Raw genomic sequence first — 15,514 nt, 5'->3', positions numbered from 1 at the left:
CATGGGCAAGGCCAAAGCTCCGCGCAGGCTTGCTGACAACGAGGCGCGCGCCGTTCTGCGCACGATCCGTATCAGCCCGCAGAAGCTGAACCTGGTTGCCGCGCTGATCCGCGGCAAGAAGGTCGCGACAGCGCTTTCCGACCTCGAATTCTCGGCCAAGCGGATTTCCGGCACGGTTAAGAAGACGCTGGAATCGGCGATCGCCAACGCGGAAAACAACCACGATCTCGATGTCGACTCGCTGATCGTATCGGAAGCCTATGTCGGCAAGTCGATCGTCATGAAGCGGTTCCACGCTCGTGGCCGTGGTCGCGCCAGCCGTATCGAAAAGCCGTTCTCGCACCTCACGATCGTCGTTCGTGAAGTCGAGGAAAAAGGGGAGGCCGCATAATGGGCCAGAAAGTCAATCCGATCGGGCTGCGTCTCGGCATCAACCGCACCTGGGATTCGCGCTGGTTCGCGAACACAGGCGAGTACGGCCAGCTGCTGCATGAGGACATCAAGATCCGCAAGTATCTTGAGAAGGAGCTCAAGCAGGCCGCGATCTCCAAGGTCGTGATCGAGCGTCCGCACAAGAAGTGCCGCGTCACCATCCATGCCGCGCGTCCGGGCCTCATCATCGGCAAGAAGGGCGCCGACATCGAAAAGCTTCGCAAGAAGCTGATGGAGATGACGAAGTCCGAAACGCACCTCAACATCGTTGAAGTGCGCAAGCCGGAAATCGACGCCACGCTGATCGCCCAGTCGATCGCCCAGCAGCTCGAGCGCCGCATCGCGTTCCGCCGCGCCATGAAGCGTGCCGTTCAGTCGGCCATGCGCCTCGGCGCCGAAGGCATCCGCATCAACTGCTCCGGCCGTCTCGGCGGCGCCGAAATCGCGCGCATGGAGTGGTACCGCGAAGGCCGCGTGCCGCTGCATACGCTGCGCGCCGACGTCGACTACGGCGTTGCCGAGGCGAACACGGCCTACGGCATCTGCGGCGTCAAGGTGTGGGTGTTCAAGGGCGAGATCCTCGAGCACGACCCGATGGCATCCGAGCGTCGCGCCACCGAAGGCGATCACGGCGGTGCGACCGGCGGCGAGCGCGAGCGCGGTCGTCGTCGCGAGAACGCCTGAGACATTTGAGAATTTGGAGTTAGAACGATGCTGCAGCCAAAGCGCACAAAGTTCCGTAAGCAGTTCAAGGGCCGTATCCACGGTACCGCCAAGGGCGGCACCAACTTGGATTTCGGCGGTTTCGGGCTGAAGGCGCTTGAGCCGAACCGCGTCACCGCGCGCGAGATCGAGGCGGCCCGCCGTGCGATCACCCGCGAGATGAAGCGCGCCGGCCGCGTCTGGATCCGGGTGTTCCCGGATCTGCCGGTCACCTCGAAGCCGACCGAAGTGCGCATGGGTAAGGGCAAGGGCGCCGTCGATTATTGGGCGGCGCGCGTCAAGCCTGGCCGCATCATGTTCGAGATCGACGGCGTCAGCGAGGAGACCGCGCGTGAGGCGCTGCGTCTCGGCGCCGCCAAGCTCTCGGTCAAGACGCGCTTCGTACAGCGCATCGCAGAATAAGGACGGGCTGAACCATGAAAGCCGAAGACATCCGGACCAAGACCCAGGATCAGCTGACCGACGACCTGGCCGCGCTGAAGAAGGAGCAGTTCAACCTGCGCTTCCAGAAGGCCACCGGCCAGCTCGAGAAGACCGCGCGCGTGAAGCAGGTCCGCAGGGACATCGCGCGTATCAAGACCATCGCCGCGGAAAAAGCCGCGGCCAAGAAGGGTTAAGACCATGCCAAAGCGCATCCTGCAGGGCACCGTCGTCAGCGACAAGAACGAGAAGACGGTCGTCGTCAAGGTCGAGCGGCGCTTCACGCACCCCGTGATGAAGAAGACCGTGCGCCTGACCAAGAAGTACAAGGCGCATGACGAGAACAACGCCCACAAGGTCGGCGACCAGGTGTTCATCCAGGAATCGAAGCCGATTTCCAAGGACAAGCGCTGGATCGTCGTGTCCTCGGACCAAGCCTGATCCTAGGGCGTAAACAAACGAATTTTGGACAGACCGGGGAGGGGTGAAGAACCCGTCCCGTTAGAAAAGAAGAAGGCGGCCAGTCATGATTCAGATGCAAACAAACCTCGACGTCGCGGACAATTCCGGCGCCCGTCGTGTCATGTGCATCAAGGTGCTGGGCGGCTCGAAGCGGAAGTATGCCTCCGTCGGCGACATCATCGTGGTGTCGATCAAGGAAGCCATTCCGCGCGGCCGCGTTAAGAAGGGCGATGTGATGAAGGCGGTCGTGGTTCGCACGGCCAAGGACATCCGCCGCCCGGACGGCAGCGTGATCCGTTTCGACAAGAACGCGGCCGTTCTCGTCGACAACAAGAAAGAGCCGATCGGCACCCGTATCTTCGGACCGGTTCCGCGCGAGCTTCGCGCCAAGAACCACATGAAGATCATCTCGCTCGCGCCTGAAGTGCTGTAAGGAGCCGGACCAATGCAAAAGATCAGAAAAGGCGACAAGGTTGTCGTGCTTGCCGGCAAGGACAAGGGCCGTTCGGGCGAAGTCCTGTCGGTGCAGCCGAAGGAAGACACCGCGCTCGTGCGCGGCGTGAACCTCATTCGCCGTCACCAGAAGCAGACCCAGTCCCAAGAGGGCGGGATCATCACCAAGGAAGCGCCGATCCACCTGTCGAACATCGCGCTGGCCGACCCCAAGGACGGTAAGCCGACCCGCGTCGGCTTCGCCATCCAGAAGGACGGCAAGAAGGTGCGCGTCGCCAAGCGTTCGGGAGAAGTCATCAATGGCTAAGGCTGAAACCAAGCAGGCGGCTGCCAAGAACGAGCCGCGCCTCAAGAAGGTCTATCAGGAGACCATCCGCAAGGCGCTGCAGGAGCAGTTCGGCTACGACAACGAGATGCAGGTTCCGCGTATCGACAAGATCGTGCTGAACATGGGCGTCGGCGAGGCGACCGGCGATTCGAAGAAGCCCTCGGTCGCGGCCGAGGATCTCGCGCTGATCGCCGGCCAGAAGGCCGTCGTCACCCGCGCCCGCAACTCGATCGCGGGCTTCAAGGTGCGCGAGAACATGCCGATCGGCGCCAAGGTCACGCTGCGCAAGGAACGCATGTACGAGTTCCTCGACCGCCTCGTGAACATCGCGCTGCCGCGCGTTCGCGACTTCCGCGGACTGAACCCGAAGAGCTTTGACGGCCGTGGCAACTACGCCATGGGCATCAAGGAGCACATCGTGTTCCCGGAGATCAACTACGACAAGGTTGATCAGGTCTGGGGCATGGACGTCATCGTTTGTACGACGGCGAAGACGGACGACGAGGCGAGAGCACTGCTCAAGGCCTTCAACTTCCCCTTCCGCCAGTAACGGCAGCGAAAAAGGAAAAATCTGAAATGGCAAAGACCAGCTCAGTCGAGAAGAACAACCGGCGCCGCAAGCTCGCCGGCCAGTACGCCGCCAAGCGCAAGGCGCTCAAGGAAATCGTCATGGATCAGTCCAAGCCGATGGAAGAGCGTTTCCGCGCCCAGTTGAAGCTTTCGGCGCTGCCGCGCAACTCGGCCAAGATCCGCATCCGCAACCGCTGCGAAGTCACCGGCCGTCCGCGCGCCTACTATCGCAAGCTCAAGCTTTCGCGTATCGCGCTTCGCGATCTGGGCAACAACGGCCAGATCCCGGGCCTGGTCAAGTCGAGCTGGTAAGGAGACACTGAGATGTCATTGAGCGATCCTCTCGGCGATATGCTGACCCGCATCCGCAACGCCTATGGCCGCAAGAAGTCGAGCGTCTCGACCCCGGCCTCGCGTCTGCGCGCCCGCGTCCTCGAAGTGCTGAAGTCGGAAGGCTATATCCGCGACTACAGCCAGACCGACTTCGACAACGGCAAGTCGGAAATCGAGATCGAGCTGAAGTATTTCGACGGCGCGCCGGTCGTGCGCGAAATCGAGCGCGTCTCGAAGCCTGGCCGCCGCGTCTATGTCTCGGCCAAGTCGATCCCGCAGGTCGCCAACGGCCTCGGCATCGCCATCCTTTCGACGCCGAAGGGCGTCATGGCCGACCACGAAGCGCGCGAGCAGAACGTCGGCGGCGAGATCCTCTGCCAGATCTTCTGATCCGGCACGAGATTGAGAAATGGGCTTCGGTTCTCGGGATCGCGCCCGGGAATTGGAACCTGAAACGAAAGAAGTGACGAGGACAACAAAATGTCTCGTATCGGAAAGAAACCCGTTTCGCTGCCTCAGGGCGTGACCGCGTCCGTCAACGGCCAGACCGTGACGGCGAAAGGCCCCAAGGGCGAGCTGAAGTTCGTGGTGAACGACGAAGTGCTGGTCAAGATGGAGAACAACGAGATCTCCGTCCAGCCGCGCGACCAGACCAAGGTGGCTCGCGCCAAGTGGGGCATGTCGCGCACGCAGATCGTCAACATCCTGCAGGGCGTTAAGGACGGCTTCGAGAAGAAGCTCGAGATCACCGGCGTCGGCTATCGCGCCGCCATGCAGGGCAAGAACCTGCAGCTCGCGCTCGGCTTCAGCCACGACGTTGTCTATGAGACGCCGCAGGGCATCACGATCTCGGTGCCGAAGCCGACCGAAATCACGGTCTCCGGCATCGACAAGCAGCAGGTCGGCCAGGTCGCCGCCGAGATCCGCGAATATCGCGGTCCGGAGCCCTATAAGGGCAAGGGCGTGCGCTATGCCGACGAGCGGATCGTCCGCAAGGAAGGCAAGAAGAAGTAATAGGCTTGGCCCCGAAAAGTTGCAGACTTTTCGGAAAGGGCCAAGTCGGAGAAATGTAACGCCGCGGGGAGCGGCCGCGGGAGGCCTAGCCTACCGCACAAGGTTGCCCCCGTTTTCTGAAGGCAAGGAACTGACATTATGGCAAGCCCCAAGGAAACCACCCAGCGCCGCGCGCAGCGCGTACGCCGCCAGCTCAAGAAGGTCGCCGGCGAGCGTCCGCGGCTTTCGGTGCACCGCACCTCGAAGAACATCTACGTCCAGGTCATCGACGACGCGAAAGGCCACACGGTGGCTGCCGCCTCGACGCTTGAGAAGGATCTCAAGGGTTCGCTCAAGACCGGCGCCGACACCGCTGCGGCAGCCGCGGTCGGCAAGCTGATCGCCGAGCGCGCCGTCAAGGCCGGCGTCAAGGAAGTCATCTTCGACCGTGGCGCCTACATCTATCACGGCCGCGTCAAGGCGCTGGCCGAGGCCGCTCGCGAGGGTGGTCTGAGCTTCTGATTTCTAAACCGTCGGCGTCCGATAAGAGGCGCCGGCATTTCAGCAACCCGTGCTTCCGGAAAAGAACAAGGACTAGGATATGGCACAGGAACGTAGGGAAGGCGGCCGCGGCCGCGATCGTGAACGCGAAGAGCGTGACGACGGCATGGTGGACAAGCTCGTCCACATCAACCGCGTCGCCAAGGTGGTGAAGGGTGGCCGTCGCTTCGGCTTCGCCGCTCTCGTCGTCGTCGGCGACCAGAAGGGCCGCGTCGGCTTCGGCCACGGCAAGGCGCGCGAAGTGCCGGAGGCGATCCGCAAGGCGACCGAGTCGGCCAAGCGCGACATGATCTTCGTGCCGCTGCGCTCGGGCCGTACGCTGCATCACGACGTCGAGGGCCGCTGGGGCGCCGGACGCGTTCTGCTGCGCGCCGCCAAGCAGGGTACCGGCATCATCGCGGGCGGCCCGATGCGCGCCGTCTTCGAGACGCTCGGCATGCATGACGTGGTCGCCAAGTCGATGGGTTCGTCGAACCCCTACAACATGGTTCGCGCCACCTTCGACGCGCTGAAGAGCCAGATGCATCCGAAGGATGTGGCTGCCGCGCGCGGTATCAAGTACTCGACCCTTCAGGCTCGTCGCGGCACTGCCGTCACGGCTGAAGAATAGTCGACGCTGACCAGGGATTTTGACCATGGCCAAGAAAGCTACCAAGACCATCACCGTCGAGCAGGTCGGTTCGCCGATCCGCCGGCCGAAGGAGCAGCGCGCGACGCTGGTCGGCCTCGGCCTGAACAAGATGCACAAGCGGCGCACGCTGGAGGACACCCCTTCCGTGCGCGGCATGATCGCCGCCGTCCAGCACCTCGTCCGCGTCGTGGACGAGGCCTGAACGGAAGCGCAGGAGAAAGAAGATGAAACTCAACGATCTGCGTGACAAGGACGGCGCCACGCACTCCAGGAAGCGCCTCGGTCGCGGCATCGGCTCCGGCTCCGGCAAGACCGGCGGTCGCGGCGTCAAGGGCCAGAAGGCGCGCTCCGGCGTCGCCATCAACGGCTTCGAGGGCGGCCAGATGCCGCTCTATCGTCGCCTGCCGAAGCGCGGCTTCAACAACCTGTTTGGCAAGAGCTTCACCGTCGTGTCGCTCGCCCGCATCCAGGCCGCTGTCGACGCCAAGAAGCTCGACGCCAAGGCGACCGTGACGGCTGAGGCCCTGATCGCTGCCGGCGTCATCCGCCGCGCCAAGGATGGCGTGCGCGTGCTCTCCGATGGCGAGCTCAAGGCCAAGCTCACCTTCGAGGTCGCCGGCGCCTCCAAGGCGGCGATCGAGAAGATCGAAAAGGCCGGCGGTTCGGTGAAGCTGCCGGAAGCAGCCGCCACCGAGTAACGGCGATTTGAAGCGCGGCCGGCGGGAATGACTTCGTTTTTGCCGGCGAACCGCGTTTCGATCTGATCAATTGGGCGGCCGCGTCAACGCGGCCGCTTGCATGTTGACGGTCCGGAGCTTATCTCGTGGGCTTCGGTGACACGCGCCGCCTGAGCTGCGGGCATCGAGCGTGACCTAGCGGAGAATCAGGCATGGCTTCGGCTGCTGAACAACTAGCCTCCAATCTGAATTTCGCGGCCTTCGCCAAGGCCGAGGACCTGAAGAAGCGCATCTGGTTCACCATCGGCGCGCTGCTCGTCTACCGCCTCGGCACCTATATCCCGCTTCCCGGCATCAATCCCGACGCTTTCGCGCACGCCTTCTCCTCGCAGAGCAAGGGCGTGCTCGGCATGTTCAACATGTTTGCCGGCGGTGCCGTGCAGCGCATGGCGATCTTCGCGCTGGGCATCATGCCCTACATCTCCGCCTCCATCATCATGCAGCTGATGACATCGGTCATCCCGTCGCTGGAATCGCTGAAGAAGGAAGGCGAGCAGGGTCGCAAGATCATCAACCAGTACACGCGCTACGGCACCGTGCTGCTCGCTTTGGTGCAAGCCTACGGCATTTCGATCGGGCTCGAGGGCGGCAACGGCATCGTCAACGATCCCGGCATGTTCTTCCGCATCTCGACCGTCGTCACGCTGGTCGGCGGCACCATGTTCCTGATGTGGCTCGGCGAGCAGATCACTGCGCGCGGCATCGGCAACGGCATTTCGCTGATCATCTTCTCGGGCATCGTCGCCGGCCTGCCGCGCGCCATTTCCGGCACGCTGGAACTCGGCCGCACGGGCGCGCTGTCCACGGGCCTCATCCTGGCGATCATCGTGCTCGCCATCGTCGTCATCGGCGTCATTGTGTTCTTCGAGCGCGCGCAGCGTCGCCTGCTCATCCAGTATCCGAAGCGGCAAGTCGGCAACCGCATGTTCCAGGGCGATACCTCGCACCTGCCGCTGAAGCTCAACACCTCGGGCGTCATCCCGCCGATCTTCGCGTCTTCGCTTCTGCTCCTGCCGGCAACGGTCGCCGGCTTCTCGCAGACGACCAACCTGCCGGCCTGGGCAAGCACGGTGCTGGCCTCGCTCGGTCACGGCCAGCCGCTATACATGGCGTTCTACGCGGCGATGATCATCTTCTTCGCCTTCTTCTACACGGCGATCGTCTTCAATCCGAAGGACACGGCCGACCAGCTCAAGAAGCATTCCGGCTTCATCCCGGGCTATCGGCCGGGTGAGCGCACCGCCGAATATATCGACTATGTTTTGACGCGTGTCACGGTCATCGGCGCCATCTACCTGGTGCTGGTGTGTCTATTGCCTGAGTTCCTGATTTCAGCGACTGGCGTACCTTTCTACCTCGGTGGCACATCGCTTCTGATCGTGGTCAGTGTCACGCTCGACACGGTGGCGCAGATTCAGGGTCACCTGATCGCGCACCAGTATGAGGGCCTGATCAAGAAGTCGAAGTTGCGCGGGGGTAAGAGGAGCAGATGAGGCTGATATTGCTTGGGCCGCCAGGAGCGGGCAAGGGGACGCAAGCACAGAGACTGGTAGAAAAACACGGCATACCCCAGCTTTCGACGGGTGACATGCTGCGTGCCGCCGTCCAGGCCGGAACCGAAGTCGGCAAGCGCGCCAAAGCGGTGATGGATGCCGGCGAGCTGGTGTCGGACGCGATCGTCAACGCGATCGTCGCCGAGCGAATCGACCAGCCCGATTGCGCCAGGGGTTTCATCCTCGACGGATATCCGCGCACTCTGGTGCAGGCCGACGCTGTCGAAGCGATGCTTGCCGAGCGTGGCATTGCGCTCGACAGCGTCATCGAGCTCGTCGTGGACGACAAGGCGCTGGTCGGGCGCATCGTCAAGCGGGCCGAGGACGCCAAGGCGGCCGGCCAGCCGGTGCGCAAGGACGACAATCCGGCGGTGTTCGAGGAGCGCCTGCGCGAATATTACAAGAAGACGGCTCCGCTGACCGGCTACTATTACGCCAAAGGCAGGTTGAAAACCGTCGACGGCATGGCCAGCATCGACGCGGTGACCGCGGAGATCGAGGACGTGCTCGCGGCGACGGCGAAGTAGGCCGTTCCGACAAGTAACGATTGCGCTTGACTGGAGGGAGCCGTTGGGGTATGGCGGCCCGTCTTCCTGTCAGGCATGGACTTTGCTTGCCCGCAAGGGCAGGGCAGTCGTTTTGAACCAGGAAACTCCCGCAAGGGCCGGCCTCCACCGGACGCGGAGCAACTAGGATAGCGCCGGCTCGTCCGGCCCATATGGAGAAGAGAAGAAATGGCTCGTATAGCCGGCGTCAACATTCCGACCAACAAGCGCGTCGTCATCGCGCTTCAATATATTCACGGCATTGGCAAGAAGTTTGCCCAGGAGATCGTCGACAAGGTCGGCATCCCGGCAGACCGCCGCGTCAATCAGCTGACCGATGCGGAAGTGCTGCAGATCCGCGAGACGATCGACCGCGACTACCAGGTCGAAGGCGACCTGCGCCGCGAAGTCTCGATGAATATCAAGCGGCTCATGGACCTCGGCTGCTACCGCGGCCTGCGTCATCGCCGCTCGCTGCCGGTCCGCGGTCAGCGCACGCATACCAATGCGCGCACCCGCAAGGGCCCGGCCAAGGCGATCGCCGGCAAGAAGAAGTAAGTAAGCGAATAGCGAGTAGCCATTAGCGAGTAGGGCCCCTATTCGCTATTCCCTACTCACTGCTCGCTCTCAAAGGTGGAGCCGCTGGCACTACGGCGGTGTAGAGATCAACTGAAAGGACTACCATGGCCAAGGAAGCCGCTCGTGTTCGCCGTCGCGAACGCAAGAACATCTCGTCGGGCGTTGCCCACGTCAATTCGACCTTCAACAACACGATGATCACCATCACCGACGCGCAGGGCAATTCGATTGCCTGGTCGTCGGCCGGCGCCCAGGGCTTCAAGGGTTCGCGCAAGTCGACCCCGTTCGCCGCCCAGATGGCTGCCGAGGACGTCGCCAAGAAGGCGCAGGAACACGGCATGCGCATGCTCGAGGTCGAGGTCTGCGGACCCGGCTCCGGCCGCGAATCGGCGCTGCGCGCGCTGCAGGCCGCCGGCTTCACCATCACCTCGATCCGTGATGTGACGCCGATCCCGCACAATGGCTGCCGCCCGCGCAAGAAGCGCCGCGTCTAATTTAGAAAACGCCGCACGAGCGCCAAAAACGCTGCTCACGCGGTAATTCCAGGCTGCCCGCCACGATTGGATGGTGGCGGGTCAAAGGAAGGAAGACACCATGATCCAGAAAAACTGGCAGGAACTGATCAAGCCGAACAAGATCGAGTTCTCGTCGAAGAAGAAGACGCTGACCACGCTGGTGGCAGAGCCGCTCGAGCGCGGCTTCGGCCTCACCCTCGGCAACGCGCTGCGGCGCGTGCTTCTGTCTTCGCTGCGCGGCGCGGCCGTCACCGCCGTGCAGATCGACGGCGTGCTGCATGAATTCTCGTCCATCGCCGGCGTGCGCGAGGACGTGACCGACATCGTCCTCAACATCAAGGAAATCGCCATCCGCATGGAAGGCGATGGTCCCAAGCGCATGGTCGTGCGCAAGCAGGGCCCGGGCGCCGTGCTCGCCGGCGACATCCAGACCGTTGGCGACGTCGAGATCCTCAACCCCGACCACGTGATCTGCACGCTGGACGAGGGCGCCGAGATCCGCATGGAGTTCACCGTCGACACCGGCAAGGGCTATGTGCCGGCCGAGCGCAACCGCGCCGAGGACGCTCCGATCGGCCTGATCCCGGTCGACAGCCTCTACTCGCCGGTCAAGAAGGTCTCCTACAAGGTCGAGAACACCCGCGAGGGCCAGGTTCTCGACTATGACAAGCTGACCATGACGATTGAGACCGACGGTTCGATCTCGGGCGAGGACGCGGTGGCTTTCGCCGCCCGCATCCTGCAGGACCAGCTCGCGCTCTTCGTCAACTTCGACGAGCCGCAGAAGGAAGTCGCGGCCGAAGCCGTCACCGAGCTCGCCTTCAACCCGGCGCTGCTCAAGAAGGTCGACGAGCTCGAGCTTTCGGTGCGTTCGGCCAACTGCCTGAAGAATGACAACATCGTCTATATCGGCGACCTGATCCAGAAGACCGAAGCCGAGATGCTGCGCACCCCGAACTTCGGCCGCAAGTCGCTGAACGAGATCAAGGAAGTGCTGGCGGCGATGGGCCTCCATCTCGGCATGGAAGTGCCGGACTGGCCGCCGGAAAACATCGAAGACCTCGCCAAGCGTTACGAAGACCAGTATTGAGCATGAATTCCAAGGATCGGCGGCGAGAGCCGCTCGATCCGACGGTCATGCGGAAAACCATCAGAGGCCGTGGCCTCTTGAATAACTGAAGAAGGAAAAGAGCCATGCGCCACGGTTTCAAAGGCCGTCGCTTCGCCCGCAGCGTAAGCCACCGCAAGTCGATGTTCGCCAACCTCGCCGTGTCTCTGATCGAGCACGAGCAGATCGTCACCACCCTGCCGAAGGCGAAGGACCTGCGTCCGATCGTCGAGAAGCTGGTGACGCTCGGCAAGCGCGGCGACCTGCACGCCCGTCGCCAGGTCATCGCACAGATCGGCAACGAGCCGGTCGTCAAGCGCCTGTTCGACACGATTGCGCCGCGTTATGCGCAACGCAACGGTGGCTATCTGCGCATCATGAAGGCGGGCTTCCGCAAGGGCGACAACGCCGCCATGGCGGTCATCGAGTTCGTCGACCGCGACATCTCGGCCAAGGGCGCCGCCGATCGCGCCCGCCTCGAGGCCGAAGGCGGCAACGAGGAAGCCGCGGCCGCCTGAGGCCTCGGTTTCGGAAGTGGTTGCGAGGGGCCTGCGGGCCCCTTTTGCATTTCGGGGGTGAAGCCTCGGAGCGAGCGGATTTTCGCACGCAGGCTCATGCTTTTGCGCGACAAGTGCCTGATTTCCGTGCATTAGCCTTTCATTCTGCACAATCGTCGGGACAATGGCGCCTGATTTGGAGGATTCGGAATGCACCTCAAACGGCTGTTTCTCATTGCAGTTTGCGCGCTCGCCGCCTTCGCCGCGGCACCGAGCGTCAGGCAGGCATTGGCTGAGGACGCCGCCAAGCCGGCCGACCCCGGCCTCTCCGACGTGCTGACCGATCTCTTGCATGGCGTGGAAGGCGAGAACGCCACCTCGGGCCCGGACAAGCGCGTGCCCTTCGGCCGCGAGGAGGTGCAGCTTTCATTCGCCCCGCTGGTCAAGCAGACGGCGCCCGCCGTGGTCAACGTCTATGCCTCGCAGACCGCCAAGGTGACCTCGCCCTTCGAAGGCGATCCCTTCTTCGAGGAGTTTTTCGGCCGCGCCCAGCCGCGCGCGCAGTCCTCGCTGGGTTCCGGCGTGCTGGTCGATCCGAGCGGCGTCATCGTCACCAACTACCATGTCATCAAGGACGCCGACGAAGTGAAGGTCGCGACCGCCGACGGGCGCGAGTTCGCCAGCAAGGTGATGCTGAAGGACGAGACGCTCGATCTGGCCGTGCTCAAGATCTCGGCCGACAAGCCGTTCCCGGTGATCGCCATCGGCGATTCCGACGCGCTCGAGGTCGGCGACCTGGTGCTGGCGATCGGCAATCCGTTCGGCGTCGGCCAGACCACCACCAGCGGCATTGTTTCAGCACTTGCCCGCAGCCATATCGGCGTCTCGGATTCGGGCTATTTCATTCAGACCGACGCCGCCATCAATCCCGGCAATTCCGGCGGCGCGCTGATCAACATGGGCGGCCAGCTGGTCGGCATCAACACGGCGATCTACAGCCGCAGCGGCGGCTCGATCGGCATCGGCTTCGCCATCCCGTCGAACATGGTGCGCGCCTTCGCCGATGCGGCGAAGGCCGGCCTGGATTTCTTCGAGCGGCCCTATATCGGCGCCGAATTTGAAGCCGTGACGCCGCAGATCGCGGAATCGCTGGGTATGGAAAAGCCGACTGGCGCACTGGTCTCCTCGGTCGACGCAACCGGCCCGGCCGGCAAGGCCGGGCTCAAGCCCGGCGACGTCGTGCTGTCGCTCAACAACACGCCGGTCGAAAGCACCGAGGCGCTGGACTACCGCATGGCGACGCTGTCGATCGGCACCAAGGCGACCTTTGCCGTGCTGAGCAAGGGCCAGCAGGCGACGCTGGAGATCGCGTTGGAGCGCGCGCCTGAGGGCGCCAAGGCCGCGGAAGTCACTTTGCACGGCCGCAGCCCGTTCTCGGGTGCCAAGGTGGCGGAACTGTCTCCGCGTCTTGCCCAGCGGCTTGGCCTGCGCACCGATTTGAAGGGCGTCACCGTGGTTGACATCAACCGCGATTCACCGGCCGCCGATTTCGGCTTCCAGCCGGGCGACATCGTGCGCGAGGTGAACGGCACGAGCATCGATACGGCGACAACGCTGGCACAGGTCGCCCAGCAGGACACGCGCTGGTGGCGCTTTACCGTCGAGCGCGGCGGACAGACACTGCGCCAAGTGTTGCGTTACTGAGACGATCTCCCCATCTCTGAAGATCGCGCTCCAACCAGAAGACATGCATGGCCGATCTGTTCAGCTTAGACGAATCGGAGAAGGCGCCGCCCGGCCGGCCGCTGGCTGACCGGCTGCGCCCGAAAAACCTTGGCGAGGTTGTCGGTCAGGAGCATCTGACCGGGCCGGACGGCGCGCTGACGCGATTGATCGATTCAGGCTCGCTCGGCTCGATGATCTTCTGGGGGCCGCCCGGCACCGGCAAGACGACAGTAGCACGACTGCTTGCCGGCGAGACCAATCTTGCCTTTGAACAGATCTCGGCGGTGTTTTCCGGCGTCGCCGACCTGAAGAAAGTGTTCGAGGCGGCAAAATTGCGCCGCTCCAATGGACGCCAGACACTGCTTTTCGTCGACGAGATCCATCGCTTCAACCGCGCCCAGCAGGACGGCTTTTTGCCGGTCATGGAAGACGGCACGGTGGTGCTGGTCGGCGCCACGACGGAGAACCCGTCCTTCGAGCTGAATGCGGCGCTTTTGTCCCGCGCGCGTGTGCTGGTGTTCCGCTCGCTCGGCGAGGAGAGCATCGCCAAGCTGCTGGCGCGCGCGGAAGAAACCGAGGGCAGGGCGCTGCCGCTCGACGACGAGGCGCGCGCCATGCTGATCCGCATGAGTGACGGCGACGGCCGCGCCTCGCTGACGCTGGCAGAGGAAGTCTGGCGCGCCGCCAAGCCCGGCGAGGTGTTTGGGCCGGAGGGCCTGCAGCGCGTCATCCAGCGCCGCGCGCCGATCTACGACAAGGGCCAGGACGGTCATTACAATCTGATCTCGGCGCTGCATAAATCGGTGCGTGGCTCGGACCCCGATGCCGCCCTCTATTACCTCGCCCGCATGTTCGATGCCGGTGAGGACCCGCTCTATCTCGGGCGCCGGCTGGTTCGCATGGCGGTGGAGGACATCGGCCTTGCCGATCCGCAGGCGCTGGTCATCGCCAATGCCGCCAAGGACGCCTATGACTATCTCGGTTCTCCCGAGGGCGAGCTCGCTTTCGCCGAGGCCACCGTCTATCTCGCCACCGCGCCGAAATCGAACGCCGTCTACACCGCCTTCAAGGCGGCGACGCAAGCGGCCAAGGAGCATGGCTCGCTGCTGCCGCCGAAACACATCCTCAACGCGCCGACCAAGCTGATGAAGGAGGAGGACTACGGCGCCGGTTATCGCTACGACCATGACGAGCCGGATGCGTTTTCAGGTCAGGACTATTTCCCCGAGAAGATGGGCCGCCGCACTTTCTACGACCCGCCGGAGCGCGGCTTCGAGCGCGATATCCGCAAGCGGCTGGAATATTGGGCAAAGCTGCGTAAAGAGCGGGAGTAGCGGCTTGGCATGCGCAATGCTTGTGCAATCGTGAGCATACCTACTGTGACCCAGATTGTGCAGGGAAACAAAAAATCCTATCAAGGCGCACGGCCGACGGGGGTCGCCGTGATTTGGCTCATGCGAACAGGATCGCGCTCCCGCGCGAAAGACTATGACAAAGCAAACCCGTAAGACCCTTCGTCAGGCTGCGATCGCAGTCCCGCTTCTCGCGCTCGGCTTTTACTTCATCCCGATCCTGACGACGATCTGGATCGTCTGCGGTCTGATCGACGTGCTGCGCAATGCAAACAAGGACCTGTCGTTGTTCCGCGGCTATTTCCTTGGCAACGGCATCTTCACCTGGCTGCTGTCGCCCTTCAACCTGTTGGTTGACTTGCTTTGCTACCGGAATCCGGGCGTGTGGAAGCTGGAGCAGTTTCCCGCCGACTATCAGCGTGAGGTCAACGAGGTTCTCGACGTCTTCAAAGCTCGCAAGGACGAGATTATCGCCGATATCGACGCCAATTTCGGCACCGGCCGGCGCGGCATGTACGTCTATCAGTGGTATGGCAAGCACAAGATCGATAACGTCGCGGAATTCAACAAGGACTACAAATACATCAAGACCATCGCGGTCTCGGTCTTCAGGGGCAAGGAATCGACTTCCTGGCATTTCGGGCCGCTGCGACTCAGCCTGCGCATCCTCTACAACCTGTTGCCGGTGAAGGCCGAAATTTTCGTCGAGTGCAACAACGCCAGGAACTACTGGCACGACAATCCGCTCTACATTTTCGACGACACTCTGCTTCACCGTTCGGTCAACGAGTATGACGGGCGCCGCTACTGCGTGTTCATGGACATCATCCGTCCATCGCCATTCCCCGGCCTCATCGCCGGCCTTCTCGCCATCGTCTCGGTGAGCGTCGAGCGCATCAATTCCATGTTCTACAAGAACTGGAAGATGATCGGTTCGTCCAAGGCCAAGAAGGCAGCCGCCAACTGAAACATCCGGCGCCGGTCATACCGGACGTGC

24 protein-coding genes are annotated in these 15,514 nt (G+C 63.0%); all 24 read left to right on the top strand.

Annotated features, from left to right (window positions below):
* Position 1: 1 nt before the first annotated feature.
* The 24 genes from rplV to AC4FWB_RS01625 all read left to right on the top strand — a co-directional run bounded on the left by rplV (position 2) and on the right by AC4FWB_RS01625 (position 15,484).
* Positions 2 to 391 (top strand): 50S ribosomal protein L22, encoded by a 390-nt coding sequence (gene rplV / locus AC4FWB_RS01740; protein WP_059188489.1) that lies wholly within the window; start codon positions 2 to 4, stop codon positions 389 to 391.
* Positions 391 to 1,116: a 30S ribosomal protein S3 gene (gene rpsC / locus AC4FWB_RS01735; protein ID WP_059188490.1), complete on the top strand. Its 726-nt coding sequence runs from the start codon at positions 391 to 393 to the stop codon at positions 1,114 to 1,116. Before rplV ends, rpsC begins: the two co-directional genes overlap by 1 nt.
* 27 nt (positions 1,117 to 1,143) lie before the next feature.
* Positions 1,144 to 1,557: a 50S ribosomal protein L16 gene (gene rplP, locus AC4FWB_RS01730; protein WP_027170364.1), complete on the top strand. Its 414-nt coding sequence runs from the start codon at positions 1,144 to 1,146 to the stop codon at positions 1,555 to 1,557.
* Positions 1,558 to 1,571: 14 nt separating this feature from the next.
* Positions 1,572 to 1,772 carry a 50S ribosomal protein L29 gene (gene rpmC, locus AC4FWB_RS01725; protein ID WP_059188491.1) on the top strand — a complete coding sequence of 67 codons (201 nt, stop codon included), beginning with the start codon at positions 1,572 to 1,574 and terminating at the stop codon, positions 1,770 to 1,772.
* Between the two features lie 4 nt (positions 1,773 to 1,776).
* On the top strand, positions 1,777 to 2,016 hold the full coding sequence (rpsQ, locus tag AC4FWB_RS01720) for a 30S ribosomal protein S17 (protein ID WP_491024057.1): 240 nt from the start codon (positions 1,777 to 1,779) through the stop codon (positions 2,014 to 2,016).
* Between the two features lie 85 nt (positions 2,017 to 2,101).
* Positions 2,102 to 2,470 carry a 50S ribosomal protein L14 gene (rplN, locus tag AC4FWB_RS01715; protein WP_006205457.1) on the top strand — a complete coding sequence of 123 codons (369 nt, stop codon included), beginning with the start codon at positions 2,102 to 2,104 and terminating at the stop codon, positions 2,468 to 2,470.
* 12 nt (positions 2,471 to 2,482) lie between these two features.
* Positions 2,483 to 2,797 carry a 50S ribosomal protein L24 gene (gene rplX, locus AC4FWB_RS01710; protein ID WP_059188493.1) on the top strand — a complete coding sequence of 105 codons (315 nt, stop codon included), beginning with the start codon at positions 2,483 to 2,485 and terminating at the stop codon, positions 2,795 to 2,797.
* A complete protein-coding gene (gene rplE / locus AC4FWB_RS01705) occupies positions 2,790 to 3,368 on the top strand; it encodes a 50S ribosomal protein L5 (protein ID WP_095777622.1) in 579 nt (192 codons plus the stop codon). The genes rplX and rplE overlap by 8 nt, the downstream gene beginning before the upstream one ends.
* A gap of 26 nt (positions 3,369 to 3,394) precedes the next feature.
* Entirely contained in the window at positions 3,395 to 3,700 is a 306-nt protein-coding gene (gene rpsN / locus AC4FWB_RS01700) for a 30S ribosomal protein S14 (protein WP_095777623.1), read from the top strand.
* 12 nt (positions 3,701 to 3,712) lie between these two features.
* A complete protein-coding gene (gene rpsH / locus AC4FWB_RS01695; protein ID WP_059188496.1) occupies positions 3,713 to 4,111 on the top strand; it encodes a 30S ribosomal protein S8 in 399 nt (132 codons plus the stop codon).
* A gap of 90 nt (positions 4,112 to 4,201) precedes the next feature.
* Positions 4,202 to 4,735, top strand: coding sequence for a 50S ribosomal protein L6 (gene rplF, locus AC4FWB_RS01690; RefSeq protein ID WP_059188497.1), 534 nt, complete (start codon positions 4,202 to 4,204; stop codon positions 4,733 to 4,735).
* Positions 4,736 to 4,873: 138 nt separating this feature from the next.
* Complete coding sequence (gene rplR / locus AC4FWB_RS01685; protein ID WP_491024056.1) at positions 4,874 to 5,236, top strand: 50S ribosomal protein L18; 363 nt, start codon at positions 4,874 to 4,876, stop codon at positions 5,234 to 5,236.
* A gap of 79 nt (positions 5,237 to 5,315) precedes the next feature.
* Positions 5,316 to 5,885, top strand: a complete 570-nt coding sequence (rpsE, locus tag AC4FWB_RS01680) for a 30S ribosomal protein S5 (protein ID WP_491024055.1) — start codon at positions 5,316 to 5,318, stop codon at positions 5,883 to 5,885.
* 25 nt (positions 5,886 to 5,910) lie between these two features.
* Positions 5,911 to 6,108, top strand: a complete 198-nt coding sequence (gene rpmD, locus AC4FWB_RS01675) for a 50S ribosomal protein L30 (RefSeq protein ID WP_292436369.1) — start codon at positions 5,911 to 5,913, stop codon at positions 6,106 to 6,108.
* Between the two features lie 22 nt (positions 6,109 to 6,130).
* A complete protein-coding gene (rplO, locus tag AC4FWB_RS01670) occupies positions 6,131 to 6,604 on the top strand; it encodes a 50S ribosomal protein L15 (RefSeq protein ID WP_491024054.1) in 474 nt (157 codons plus the stop codon).
* Between the two features lie 191 nt (positions 6,605 to 6,795).
* Positions 6,796 to 8,136, top strand: coding sequence for a preprotein translocase subunit SecY (gene secY / locus AC4FWB_RS01665; RefSeq protein WP_491024053.1), 1,341 nt, complete (start codon positions 6,796 to 6,798; stop codon positions 8,134 to 8,136).
* A complete protein-coding gene (locus AC4FWB_RS01660; protein WP_491024052.1) occupies positions 8,133 to 8,723 on the top strand; it encodes an adenylate kinase in 591 nt (196 codons plus the stop codon). Before secY ends, AC4FWB_RS01660 begins: the two co-directional genes overlap by 4 nt.
* A 207-nt stretch (positions 8,724 to 8,930) precedes the next feature.
* Complete coding sequence (rpsM, locus tag AC4FWB_RS01655) at positions 8,931 to 9,299, top strand: 30S ribosomal protein S13 (RefSeq protein ID WP_027170351.1); 369 nt, start codon at positions 8,931 to 8,933, stop codon at positions 9,297 to 9,299.
* Between the two features lie 125 nt (positions 9,300 to 9,424).
* Positions 9,425 to 9,814 carry a 30S ribosomal protein S11 gene (gene rpsK, locus AC4FWB_RS01650; protein ID WP_006205444.1) on the top strand — a complete coding sequence of 130 codons (390 nt, stop codon included), beginning with the start codon at positions 9,425 to 9,427 and terminating at the stop codon, positions 9,812 to 9,814.
* A 100-nt stretch (positions 9,815 to 9,914) separates the two neighbouring features.
* The gene (locus AC4FWB_RS01645) at positions 9,915 to 10,925 is read left to right on the top strand and encodes a DNA-directed RNA polymerase subunit alpha (protein ID WP_126094101.1); all 1,011 of its coding nucleotides are present in this window, start codon (positions 9,915 to 9,917) and stop codon (positions 10,923 to 10,925) included.
* A gap of 104 nt (positions 10,926 to 11,029) precedes the next feature.
* The gene (gene rplQ, locus AC4FWB_RS01640; protein WP_491024051.1) at positions 11,030 to 11,461 is read left to right on the top strand and encodes a 50S ribosomal protein L17; all 432 of its coding nucleotides are present in this window, start codon (positions 11,030 to 11,032) and stop codon (positions 11,459 to 11,461) included.
* 189 nt (positions 11,462 to 11,650) lie between these two features.
* The gene (locus AC4FWB_RS01635; protein WP_491024050.1) at positions 11,651 to 13,144 is read left to right on the top strand and encodes a DegQ family serine endoprotease; all 1,494 of its coding nucleotides are present in this window, start codon (positions 11,651 to 11,653) and stop codon (positions 13,142 to 13,144) included.
* 47 nt (positions 13,145 to 13,191) lie between these two features.
* On the top strand, positions 13,192 to 14,499 hold the full coding sequence (locus AC4FWB_RS01630; protein ID WP_491024049.1) for a replication-associated recombination protein A: 1,308 nt from the start codon (positions 13,192 to 13,194) through the stop codon (positions 14,497 to 14,499).
* A gap of 154 nt (positions 14,500 to 14,653) precedes the next feature.
* Complete coding sequence (locus AC4FWB_RS01625; RefSeq protein WP_491024048.1) at positions 14,654 to 15,484, top strand: aspartyl/asparaginyl beta-hydroxylase domain-containing protein; 831 nt, start codon at positions 14,654 to 14,656, stop codon at positions 15,482 to 15,484.
* Positions 15,485 to 15,514: the final 30 nt, after the last annotated feature.

This window comes from Mesorhizobium sp. LEGMi-168a, from assembly GCF_058312955.1.
The sequence above is the reverse complement of the archived record's forward strand: the minus strand, read 5'-3'. Positions and strand labels throughout refer to the sequence as shown.